The organism is Shewanella sp. 10N.7 (assembly GCF_020806285.1).
Classification (GTDB): domain Bacteria; phylum Pseudomonadota; class Gammaproteobacteria; order Enterobacterales; family Shewanellaceae; genus Shewanella; species Shewanella electrodiphila.
Genome location: NZ_JAJGZS010000001.1, coordinates 167,044 through 179,308 on the forward strand (window position 1 = coordinate 167,044; position 12,265 = coordinate 179,308).

The 12,265-nt window shown below is 41.4% G+C and carries 7 protein-coding genes and 3 tRNA genes; 4 read left to right on the top strand and 6 right to left on the bottom strand.

Going from position 1 to position 12,265, the window contains the following annotated elements:
- Positions 1 to 31 precede the first annotated feature (31 nt).
- The 4 genes from LMH66_RS00695 to LMH66_RS00710 all read left to right on the top strand — a co-directional run bounded on the left by LMH66_RS00695 (position 32) and on the right by LMH66_RS00710 (position 2,694).
- Positions 32 to 107 (top strand) — tRNA-Thr (locus LMH66_RS00695).
- 470 nt (positions 108 to 577) lie between these two features.
- Positions 578 to 653, top strand: a tRNA-Phe gene (locus tag LMH66_RS00700).
- Positions 654 to 691: 38 nt separating this feature from the next.
- A tRNA-Thr gene (locus LMH66_RS00705) sits at positions 692 to 767 on the top strand.
- A 436-nt stretch (positions 768 to 1,203) separates the two neighbouring features.
- The gene (locus LMH66_RS00710; protein WP_420709393.1) at positions 1,204 to 2,694 is read left to right on the top strand and encodes an arylsulfatase; all 1,491 of its coding nucleotides are present in this window, start codon (positions 1,204 to 1,206) and stop codon (positions 2,692 to 2,694) included.
- Positions 2,695 to 2,844: 150 nt separating this feature from the next.
- Here LMH66_RS00710 and nagP read toward each other — a convergent pair whose 3' ends face one another.
- The 6 genes from nagP to LMH66_RS00740 form a co-directional block, all read right to left on the bottom strand.
- On the bottom strand, positions 2,845 to 4,146 hold the full coding sequence (gene nagP / locus LMH66_RS00715; RefSeq protein WP_102528679.1) for an N-acetylglucosamine MFS transporter NagP: 1,302 nt from the start codon (positions 4,144 to 4,146) through the stop codon (positions 2,845 to 2,847).
- A gap of 276 nt (positions 4,147 to 4,422) precedes the next feature.
- Positions 4,423 to 5,535, bottom strand: coding sequence for a transmembrane glucosamine N-acetyltransferase NagX (gene nagX / locus LMH66_RS00720; protein WP_229368144.1), 1,113 nt, complete (start codon positions 5,533 to 5,535; stop codon positions 4,423 to 4,425).
- Between the two features lie 100 nt (positions 5,536 to 5,635).
- Positions 5,636 to 6,838, bottom strand: coding sequence for an N-acetylglucosamine-6-phosphate deacetylase (gene nagA / locus LMH66_RS00725; RefSeq protein WP_229367710.1), 1,203 nt, complete (start codon positions 6,836 to 6,838; stop codon positions 5,636 to 5,638).
- Positions 6,839 to 6,963: 125 nt separating this feature from the next.
- Positions 6,964 to 7,962: a glucosamine-6-phosphate deaminase NagB-II gene (gene nagB-II / locus LMH66_RS00730; protein WP_102528681.1), complete on the bottom strand. Its 999-nt coding sequence runs from the start codon at positions 7,960 to 7,962 to the stop codon at positions 6,964 to 6,966.
- 180 nt (positions 7,963 to 8,142) lie between these two features.
- Entirely contained in the window at positions 8,143 to 9,060 is a 918-nt protein-coding gene (nagK, locus tag LMH66_RS00735; RefSeq protein ID WP_229367712.1) for an N-acetylglucosamine kinase, read from the bottom strand.
- 334 nt (positions 9,061 to 9,394) lie between these two features.
- The gene (locus tag LMH66_RS00740; RefSeq protein ID WP_229367714.1) at positions 9,395 to 12,085 is read right to left on the bottom strand and encodes a family 20 glycosylhydrolase; all 2,691 of its coding nucleotides are present in this window, start codon (positions 12,083 to 12,085) and stop codon (positions 9,395 to 9,397) included.
- Positions 12,086 to 12,265 lie beyond the last annotated feature (180 nt).

Consider the following 12,265-nt stretch of genomic DNA (forward strand, 5'->3'; position numbering starts at 1 on the left):
TTTAATAGTGTTATCACTGTTAAAAAAATAAGCCGGCATAGCTCAGTTGGTAGAGCAACTGACTTGTAATCAGTAGGTCCCGAGTTCGACTCTTGGTGCCGGCACCATATACAGAACAGCCACTCAATAGAGTGGCTTTTTTGTATCTGTTTTTAGATAAAAACTCTAAAGCACTTATCTCATTTTCTTTATTCAACACTCAAGTCAAGTTAGCTAATTAATGCATACTCATATACTGGCTCTGAATAAACACTTCAAAAAACCACTTCAAAAAAACCGCTTCAATATTAGTTAACATATGGTATTGCCTCTACGTCATCATTAGCCGAGTAACAAACTACCTGCTCTCTGTAGCCTTTATGCTTCTATTTTTACCACGTCAGCTCCCCAAAGAGATCATTTCATCGCTACCTTGCATATTATATCGCCGCTTAAGCGCTGATTGGTTCAAAAGTGCTAAAAAGCACTTGCACGATGAGAACCATGACTATAGTATGTGCGCACTCCAAACGAGACAGGTGTTAACCACCAAGTATATTGTCAGTTTGAAGTAGATAACTAACGCTTTAGTTTAGTTGCCCGAATAGCTCAGTCGGTAGAGCAGAGGATTGAAAATCCTCGTGTCCCTGGTTCGATTCCGGGTTCGGGCACCACAATTTATTTAATAGTGTTGTCACTGTTAAAAAGATAAGCCGGCATAGCTCAGTTGGTAGAGCAACTGACTTGTAATCAGTAGGTCCCGAGTTCGACTCTTGGTGCCGGCACCATATACAAAACAGCCACTCAATAGAGTGGCTTTTTTGTGTCTAAAATTTGCCTAAAAACTCACTCATACATAATTCAAATCAAAACCTAAGTAATTAAGCAATTATGCAATTATGCAATTATGCAATTAAGTAAGCACCTAGGCAAACAACTCACCTCCCTCCTTCTGTTTTAATAGTGATCTAAATCTGTCATCAACCTGTATTGGTGATTAATTAGTCTTGTTTAGTCACACTATCGCATCAGTGAAATATTTATTCATATTTACACTATATTTATGTAAACAACACTTATTACTACTTGTTAAATATCTAATTTAGCTGTTACGTTAATACTTAGTGTTGTTTATGTACCACTTCAATCTTCAAGTCATATAGGGAAATTAACATGGTTAGAATCAAGAAGTTCCTAGGAGTAACTACTGCAGTTACTATAGGTATGCTTTCAGCAAGCGCTGCTGCAGCCAGTAAGCCAAATATATTAGTTATATGGGGTGATGATATTGGCCAAGCCAATGTCAGTGCTTATACGTTTGGTTTGATGGGCTACAAAACACCTAACATTGATAGTATTGCTAAAGAAGGACTGATGTTTACCGATTACTACGGTGAGCAATCATGTACTGCAGGGCGCTCAACCTTTATCACTGGCCAAAGTGTTTTTAGAACAGGTTTAAGTAAAGTTGGACTTCCGGGTGCTGATATCGGCCTACAAGCTGAAGACGCGACTATAGCTGAAGTATTGAAACCTCTTGGTTATGCCACTGGTCAATTTGGTAAAAATCACCTTGGAGATAAGGATGAGTTTTTACCCACTGCGCATGGCTTTGATGAATTTTTAGGTAACTTGTACCATCTAAATGCTGAAGAAGAACCTGAGAATGTCGATTACCCAAAAGATCCTGAGTTTTTGAAAAAGTTCGGTCCACGTGGCGTTATCAAATCTACAGCTGACGGTAAAATTGAAGATACTGGCCCACTAAGTAAAAAAAGAATGGAAACCATTGATGACGAAACCGTCTCAGCAGCCCTTGATTTTATGGAAAAAAGCGTAAAATCAAAGAAGCCTTTCTTTGTCTGGTGGAATGCAACTCGCATGCATTTCCGTACTCATATTAAACCTGAGTTACAAGGCTCTAGTGGCTTAAGCAACTATGCTGACGGTATGGTTGAACATGATAACCATGTTGGTGAGCTGCTGAAAAAAGTAGATGACTTAGGCATTAAAGATAACACTATTGTGTTTTACTCCACTGATAATGGCCCGCATATGAACACTTGGCCAGATGCAGGTTTAACGCCATTTAGAAGTGAGAAAAATACCAGTTGGGAAGGCGCTTTCCGTGTTCCTGCTATGGTGAGATGGCCAGGGAATATTGAGCCAGGTAGTGTATCCAACGAAATCATGCATCACATGGATTGGCTGCCAACATTCGCAGCTGCGGCTGGTGATACTAAAATTAAAGATAAACTTCTGAAAGGTTACAGCGCAAATGGTAAAAAGTTTAAAAACCATCTTGATGGTTATAACTTCCTGCCTTACCTAACAGGTAAAGAGAAAGCCGGTCCACGTGAAGAAATTTTCTACTTTACTGATGATGGCGACTTGGCTGCACTACGTTATAAGAACTGGAAAGCAGTATTCTTAGAGCAGCGAGTAACAGGTACGCTTCAAATCTGGGCAGAACCTTTTGTTGAGTTACGTCTTCCTAAAATATTTAACCTGCGTATGGACCCATACGAAACAGCTGACCGTACCTCTAACACTTACTATGATTGGTTGATTGACCGTGCATATTTGTTAGTACCAGCGCAGGCTTATGTTGCTACTTTCCTTGAAACATTTAAGGAATACCCTCCAAGACAAAAAGCGGCAAGCTTCAGCTTGAAGCAAGTGATGGAGAAGTTAGAGCAACCTACTAATCACTAATGTCGATTAATCATCATCAATAAATGATGATTAATGATCAACAAAGCCACTCAATCGAGTGGCTTTTTATTGGATAAAATAAACTTGATTTAGATGACCTGACTTATCACTTCAGGACTAGAACTATCACGTTTATCACTATCAAATGTCTTATTTCCAGCTCGTCATCTTATGACCTTTGACGGCATAGAACAAAATGAATAAGTAACATGGGATCATCACTAAGTAGCCGCCTTGCATACCAAGAGAAGTAGCAGAGCTTGTTAGCCCCCAAAACACAGGTCCAAAAGCGCCACCAGCAATACCCATAATCAGTAGCGCAGAACCGGTACTGGTTAACTTACCCATACCAGAGAGTGCTAAAGGCCATACTGCTGGCCACACGATAGCATTCGCTAGACCTAAAAATGCAATAAGCAGTAATGTATCAGGTAGTTCAGCGCCACCAAACGGCACTAATATTATATTAGCAATAGTAAAAGATTCACTGTCACCAAACACAATACCTAATGATAATATTACGCCTAGTATTGCGCTAATCAGTAACGCATTAGGCTGTGATATAAATCGAGGAATACAGATAATACCCAGCGTGTAACCTATCACCATGCACACCATAGTGTATGAGGTCATTACCCCGTAATTTTCAACGCCTAAGGTTAACGCGTAGGTGCCAATGGTATCACCAGCAATCACTTCGACAGCAACGTATACAAATAATGCAACCACACCTAAAGCCAAGTTAGGACGGGCTAAGGCTTCTTTAATTTGCCCTTTCTCTGAACCTTCCTCTGCTTCTTGCTCCAATTCTGGCAAAGGTGATTTTTTCACTGCAAACGCTAATACACCAATGAATATCGCCATCCCTAAGTAAGGAAGGATTAAACTATTGGCCATTTCATCAATCTGTATTTGAGTTAAGGTCGTGCCAACACGGTCTTTAAAGCTATCTAGAATCAAAGCAGTAAATACCATTGGCGCAATAACACCAGCACCTTTATTTAAAATCCCCATCACACTCACACGCGCTGCAGCTGACTCTTCTGGCCCTAAGCGAACTACATAAGGATTAACCGCAGTTTGTAATAAAGTTTGCCCAGTCCCCATGACTAATTGCGCTAATAAGAACAATGGAAATATCTGAGTTTTAGCGGCCGGAATAAACAATAAGCCAGCGATCATCATGATCCCCATGCCTAAGGCCATGCCAGATTTATAGCCCACTTTACGTATAACCCAGGCAGATGGCAGTGCAGTAAAGGTCACGGCAATATAGAAGGAAAATAAGATCAGTGAAGCTTGAAATGGGGTGAGTTGTAAAATCTGTTTAAGGTACGGCATCAATGAGCCGTTTAGCCAAGTGGCAAACCCGAGTACGAAAAAGAGAATGGCGACAATCGCCATCGGCAGTACACTGCTTTTTTGCTGGCTGTTATTCATTGTAGTTTCCATAAACCTGCTTCTTATTGTCATTAATATCTGGCAATAACCGCTCGTTACCGCCCCATATGTGTCTTATTGTTATTGAGGTTTTAGCATTGCTATGATGCCGAATTGTTAACTCATTTCATAGCAAATATGCAATTCATGTTAAAACATAAACACCACAAAGACAACGCTGTCATTCCTTTAACTGGTAGAACCATAACAAGTGAAAATCAGGCTTGAGAAATTACTAAACAAGCCAAGCACTTAAATCGCCACTAAAGCAGATAACTTCAGTCGCTCTTAAATTCTAATAAATATCTTGCGCTGATATAGCCATAACAATGCTAACCATTGCACTGCGAGTAAACTCATCACTGAGAGTAATTGTTGCCAACTAGCTGGTGCGGCATTGACTACACCACCAAATAGACTTTGAGCAAAATACTGCCAGTTCATTAAACTAGATGCGAGATAAATGATAATGGCATTCGTGCCAATCACTACAAATACCAACGACCATTTTTGCCACTTTAAGACATCTACGATGCCGTAGAAAATCGCTAAAAATACCATGCTCCAACCAGACGTCACCAAAACAAAGCTGCTAGTCCATAAGTCTTTATTAACTGGAATGATCATATCAACTAACCAACCTAAACCAATTAATAATGCACCAACGAGCAATAGGCTTATGACTTTTACCCATTCGCCAGACAATTTGTTCAATGCTTGCTGATGCTTTACGAGATACTGTCCGACAAAGACGCCAATTAAACCATTAACCACAGCAGGGAGTGTCGAAAGAATACCTTCAGGATCTAATGCTCGATTTTGATAGGAAATACCAGGAAGGAATAAGGTATCAATATATGCATTGATACTCCCCGATTGAGTAAACTGGCCAGCTTGACCGTTAGGGAACGGCATGAATAATTGCAATAAGCCATAACCAATTAAAATGGCGAATGCGCTAATGATTTGAGTTCGTAAACTTGTGTGCCACACAAGCATTGCACCAATAAACCAAGCGAAACCAATACGTGCTAACACGCTTGCGTATCGGACCTGCTCAGGATCTACAGGCGCGCCAGTGCCCCAACCATGGTTATAAAGAACGCCTAATAAAATCAATAAACCTAGGCGTTTAAACGCATGGCGATATATGGGGGTACGTTGTGAAAGTGGTAACTTGTCTAACCTTTTAGGAGATAAGCCTAAAGCGACACCAGATAAGAAGATAAATAAAGGGAATATAACATCATAAAAAGTAAAACCATGCCATTGGCTGTGGTGCATTTGGCCATCAAACCATTGCCATCCACTCCAGCCCGTTAACACGAGTAATGCAGCAAATAAGCCTTCACCACCTAAAATCCAAAACATGTCAAAACCACGAAGAGAATCAAGTGACATAAGACGCGGTTTAGACGGCTTACTGGCTTTTGTATTTGCCCTTACGTCTTGGCCTTCTTGAACATTAGTTAAAGGTTGCGATGTGAGTGAGCTAGACACCTTAAACACCTTGAGCGTTAGATTCTGTGTAAGCAACGTCGCTATAAATCAGCTCACCCTTGATGTAAGTTTGACTCACTGTCTGTTGCGAATTAAGCAGGACAAAATCGGCTTGCTGACCAACTGCAATTTTGCCTAGTTCTGTTTTATTAAGGTATTGAGCAGGATAAAGTGATGCCATTTTAAGTGCTTCTTCATGAGATAAACCTAGCATACTGACACTGTTATTAACTGCTCCCACCATATCTAACACACAACCAGCCAGTTCACCTGACTTTGCATTAAGCCTATCGCCTTGTCTAATGACCTCAGTGCCAAATAGTTCAAAACTGGCATTATCATCCATGCCGACCGGCGGCATAGCGTCTGTGACCAGCATGACTTTACCTTGCGGTTTAGCGTTAATTGCTACTTTCGCTGTCGCGCTGTGGACATGATGACCATCGACAATTAAACCACACCACGCATGTTCGCTTTCTAACGCCGCGCCCACCATGCCAGGTTCTCTTGAACCGAAACCAGACATTGCATTAAATAAATGAGTAAAGCCGTCAGCTCCAGCTTCTAGTGCCGCTACAACCGTATCGTAATCGGCATTTGAATGACCTAAACACACTTTAACATCATGTGAGACTAAGGTTTTTATCACCTCAGCAGACACATTTTCAGGCGCTAAAGTCACCACTTTAATACCTAAATCTTTGCGAGCAAAAATCGCTAACTCTTCATCGGAAATGGTTCGAATGAACGATTGAGGATGAACACCCTTTTTCGGCACACTTAAATGCGGCCCTTCAAAGTGAATCCCTAATACGCCGACAGTTTTTGATGCAATCGCTTCAGCAACTGCATCTGCCGCTTTTGCCATGACTTCAACTTTATCTGTAATAAGTGTCGGTAAAAAGCCTGTGGTGCCGAACTTGGAATGGGCCGCACCGATCGTTTTAATGCAATCTAGCGTAGGCTGAGCATTAAACAGTGCCCCGCCGCCACCATTTACTTGCACATCAACAAATCCTGGTACCAATTTACCCTGTAAATGAGTCACATTCTCTAAAGCGTATTCATCCACTAATTGTAAATCTAGACCGGTATCAGCAATGTGATTAATTGCTGAAATGACACCGTTTTCAACGGTTATCGCAGCTCTTGGCTGAAACAGTTCGCCATCAAAATATTTATCTACAATCAGAGTTTGCTTCATAGTGTGTCTCTTTAGGGCACTTATTAACTTTGTTAAACCTAACGTTGCTAAACCTAACGTTCTTATACTTAAGTTTGGTTCAGCTCAGTACAGGACAGTACAGTACAGTACAGTGAAAATTTAATTTACAGGGTTTGAGTGACTTTTTTAAGCCCTTCAGGCTGATCTGGGTCAATACCTCGTGCAACTGCTACAGCAGCAACATCAATGTAAAAGCGTTGCAATAATGCCAATGGAGCAACACGTGGATGAATATCTTTTGAGGTTTGATTTAAATGCACTAAGTCTGCGCCGCGCTGAGACACATTTTCAATCTGCTCAATATGGCTTTCGTAAGATTCATCGTTGATGCAAGCATCGACAATCGCAAGCTTCTTCTCAACCAGTGTCACTGGTCCATGTAAAAACTCAGCACTACTGAAAGATTCGGCATGAATAGAGCAAACCTCTTTCATTTTAAGTGCTATTTCTTTTGTCACGGCATAACCTAATCCACGGCCGAGCACCACTAAATTATTCACACCCTCTAATGATTCTGGTGTTAACTGAGGCGCTGAATCAACAGCCGTTTGAAGTGCAGATGGCATTGAATCAACTGCAGCAGCTAATGACTCGCTTTGAGTCCATTCAGCTGTTAATTGAACAATGGCAGATAACGTCGCTAAATAGCTTTTAGTTGCTGCTACTGCTTTTTCTTCACCTGCACGCAGTGGCAGTACCACATCGACAATATCTTTAATCGGTGCTGTTTCATCATTCACAAGAGCCACGCAAAATGCGCCTGCATTTTTAGCCATTCTTGCTTGGGCTAAAATGTCAGGGCTACGGCCTGACTGAGAGATAACAATGACGAGTCCGCCTTCAAGCTGTAATGACTTACCATATACACTGGCAACTGACGGCGCCGCGGCAAAAGTAGGAATACCCACTTCTATCTCAAACAAATACTTAGCAAATACACCTGCATGATCTGATGAACCACGACCCACTATCATCACAAATTTAGGTTTGAAAGCACGTAGTTTTTCACCAAGTTCTTTCGTTAAGCCAGCATTAGCAGCAAGTTGATCAGCAATTTTTTGTGGTGCAGAGCGAGCTTCTAGCTCCATAATTGTATCTGTCATCGGTTTAACCCTATTAATGATTGTGAGTAAGATGCAATGGTGCAGCCTACAGATGTTTAAATATGATGATTAAGTTTGTCGCTTAAGTTTGTCGTATAAGTTTTTGCTTAAGTTTTTGCTTAAGTCTGGCGCATAAGTTTTAGTGATTCACCGCGATTGGTTAGCGGTCTGCACTTGGTATTAAGACACTTCGCGGTTATGTTGTTGAGCTGCAAATTCTTGACGCGCAAAAAGTATTGCGCCGATTTCTGGCGGTGAAATAGCAAGCTCAACCCTGGCGACAACATCTTTATCAAGCCAGACAGCTAAAGGTTCAGCTAGGCCACCTATCATTGAAAAGCGTGTTGGTTGCAATGCAAAAAGCTTGCGAGCCATGTTGCTAATGTATTTTGCGCCTTGTTTAACAATTGAAATGGCAACGGCATCACCTTGCTCTGCCTGTTGTAATACAATGCGAGCTAATTGGGCATAGGTACTTGAAGACTGGCCTGCAAGATTCTCAACCAGCCCCATTGCATCAGTTACATTAAAGTGAGCTAAAAGAGGCTGAGTTAATTGAGTGTCTTCAGCAAAGCCATCAAGGTTTAATAGCACGTGCTCGGCAGCTTGTTGGCCTAACCACGCTCCACTCCCCTTGTCTCCTAAAGCAAAACCATGGCCGCCAATTAATAAGTTTTGGTTACCAACATGTGCATAACCGCAAGAGCCAGTGCCAGTGATAATTACCGCACCATCGTTGCCTTCATGGGCACCGATACAAGCAGTATGTAAATCTGTTGTCAGATACATTTTGGCAAAAGGATGCTGCCATTGGTTAACAAGGTCATATAAACGCGGCACGTTAACGCCTGCTAAGCCAAGACCAGCAACTAGCGTGCTAACAGCATCAGGGTTAAGTTTGGCATCAGAAATGGCCAGTTGAGTAGAAGCGAGAATAGATTCGAAGGTTTGCTCTAAGCCATGTAATGGATTAGCTCTACCGGCGACACCAGTTCCTATCACACCTCTTTGAGGACAAAATATTGTTGCGCGGCATTTACTACCACCACCATCGATGCCAATAAAAAGCTGTGATTTAGTTTGCAAGTTAACGCCCATGACATCCCTCTTATCTCTTCTATTTAAGCCGTGTTAAGCAGCGTGATTCAAACGCTAAATAAACAACAGTATTCGAAAATACCCACGATACGGCTGGCTTCCTGAATAAGTTAACTTAATGTTACACCACAAATGACAGCGTTGTCATTTGTTTTTTTACAATGAAACTACAACGATGCTGTGTAACAACCTAAGCGACTGTTTACAAATAATAATCTCATTATAATAAAAATATAAAAATGAGTAATTCACTCATATTAAAGACATAAAAAAGGCGTTAACAATCTGTTTAACGCCTTATGTAATCGGTATGCAAGTGTAGCTTGGTATTTATCTAGCGATTAGATAAACTCAAACTTCTACCTTTTCTGTTGCCATCTGGTGATATTGTGCGAACCTCAACCTCACCAGTCACTTCAACGGGTTGCTTGAACAGAGCCCAGACGCCTCTTTGGTCTCGATATTCAATCTGTAAGCCTGGAAAAGCAATATTGGTGTGCAGCTTTCCATCAATCACTTTAGCGCCCACTGTAGGTAATCGATAAGCAATGTTGGCTTTGTCGAGTTTAGCGAATTCTTTTTGCCCGAGCGTGTTTGCTAGTTCATTCCATTGCTGTTGTTGTTTTGCCCGCAGTTCTGCAGTAAAGAAGCCTGAATTAGCATTATATACAGCACCTGAATATTGATAAGGCACTTCCCAATCAGCTTGGTGCCAAGCTTTCTCAGCAAGCATTAAGACTCTTGGATAGATCATGTATTCTGCAACATCATCACTTCGAACAGTTTCACTCCACAGTTGACCTTGAATACCGCTAAAGCCTTTCCCTTGCTGCAGTGGACCCGATATCACTTTATCTGTCTCATCTTTCTTAACGGTGTCATCTGCAGTAAATGGGTTACCTTCAATGTCTTGCCACTGTTCAGCATTTGCGGGCAAGTTGTCTGGCATAAAGTTGAAAATCTTTTGACTATTTTGAGCTCGGCCTGCCCAGTAATAACCGTGTTCTTTAGGGTCCGCTTCATAAGGGAAATCAAAGTACAGTACTTCTGGGGTTGAAAGAACGGCATCCCAACCGAGATTTGCCTGTTTGTGCGCTAGTCTGTAGCCATCATGGGAGATAACATCCCAGATATTACTCTGGCTTTTAGCTGGCATGTTCGCTGGATTAGTATGGCTCATGCCATCACTCCAGCCCGCAGGTTCGATTCCTTTAGCTGCTAATGAATTAGATAAGCGTTCGATAAAGTAGGCTCCTAAATCATCAACTGACGTCACACCTTTATCGTTATTGGCAACAAACGTAAGGCACTGGGGTGATTGCTTCCAAGCACCAGCGGTTTCATCTGCGCCAATGTGATAACGATGCAAAGGATGATTGGCTTGTTGGTGCAATTTAGCGATCTCGCTGATCACTTTATCAACAAAGTGGAACGTTGACTCCATGCAAACATTTAAGGTGTTGTCGCTGTAATATTGCACTGATGAATACACCGTTTTATCGTTAGCGTCTGAGAGTAAATATTCGTTTGCCGCAACTTCGTTCCCTGCCGCCATCAATTTACGATAGCGTGCTTCCATTGATTTTATCGCAGCGCGTGAATGCCCAGGCATATCCATTGATGGGATCACTTCTACCTGACGAGCCGTAGCATATTGGAGTATTTCGATATAGTCAGCTTTAGAATAAAAACCGTTAACTTTACTATCTGCAAATGGTCCACTGCCTAACTGTGGGATCAAACATGTTGTTTCAGTTAAATCGTGGCAGCGCTTACTGCCTATAACTGTTAGCTCTGGTAGTCCGTCAATCTCTAATCTCCAGCCTTCATCATCAGCCATATGCAAATGCAGCTTATTGAGTTTATAGGCTGCCATTTGATCGATTAAATCTAAGATCATTTGTTTGCTATGGAAGTTTCGTGCGACATCCACGTGCATGCCACGAAAATCATAACGAGGACTATCTTTAATTTCTAAGGTGTTAAGACTTAAGTCATCAGGTGTGATTAACGCAGCGATTGATGCGATGCCGTATGAAAATCCAGCTTCATCTGATGCGCTAATCACAATCTCATCTTTTGCGACAGCTAACTGATAGCTCTCAGGTATATTGGTATCATTGACCGTTTTTAAGGATAACTTAATACCTGAGTCACTCGCATTAACACCTAAGCGCGATAGTCGATTTAATGCCGCAGCAACAGAGCTTGGCTTAACCTGATTATATAAAACGTTAATGCCTTGGGCTAAATCCACAGGTTTATCTGTCGAGGTTACATTTACAGATGCTGGTGTTGGTATAATACGGTTGTCAATCACTTGATTGTTCAGAGAAACCTGCTGGTTTGTTTCAAATAACACTTCAGCTTTTGCCCACACTAATTGATCTTTATCAGTGCGGCGATACTGCCTCTTGGCATCTGTAAAAGCTTCAACGTAAGGTCTTTGCTCCATGCCTGTTTCAGTATCAATTGAAACTTGCGTACTCGTTATGATTGCTGGCGTTAACCCCTCAACCACAATGTAATAATTTGGCATTGGATCTGTTTCAGATAATTGCCATAGCTCGCCTCTAAAACCAAGGGTTTTAGTCTCCCCAGCTTTGAAGCCAGTAAACTGATCTGTAGGGGATATTTGATGTAGATCCCCCTGCACTCGAGTAATTGCAAACTCTGGGGTTAACACATCCTGAACGGGACGCATTTGGCTATAAAATATTGACCAATTGGTATCGTTAATATTGTCAGTGCTAGTAAAGTCGATTTCAGCGATAAAGCAGCGTTGATCTTTTTGCGCTTCTGAACAAGCTTCATCTGGCACATTACTCACCATGCGATAAGTAACATCAAGCTTTTGTGCAAACTCATTAAGTGCTGCTTGAGTCCAACTATGATTAACAGCACTTGCTATTGATGCTGTTTGCACATCAGGCTTAACTTGTGAGGATTTATCTGAAGATGAATGCTGACAACCAACCACCCCTAATGACAATAATAAAGCTGATGCAATGATAGTCTTATTCATAAATTCCTCAGTTATCCCTGGTTATGTCTAAAGCCAACAGCTCGGTGAGCCTTAAGCATAATGGCTTTAATACTAAAGCTTTAAGCGTAAATCTAATAGCATTAAGCCTAGTGGCTTTAAGCGTAATAATTTTAAGCACAATTGAATTAGGTCTACACATAATACTTTTAATCAATATCT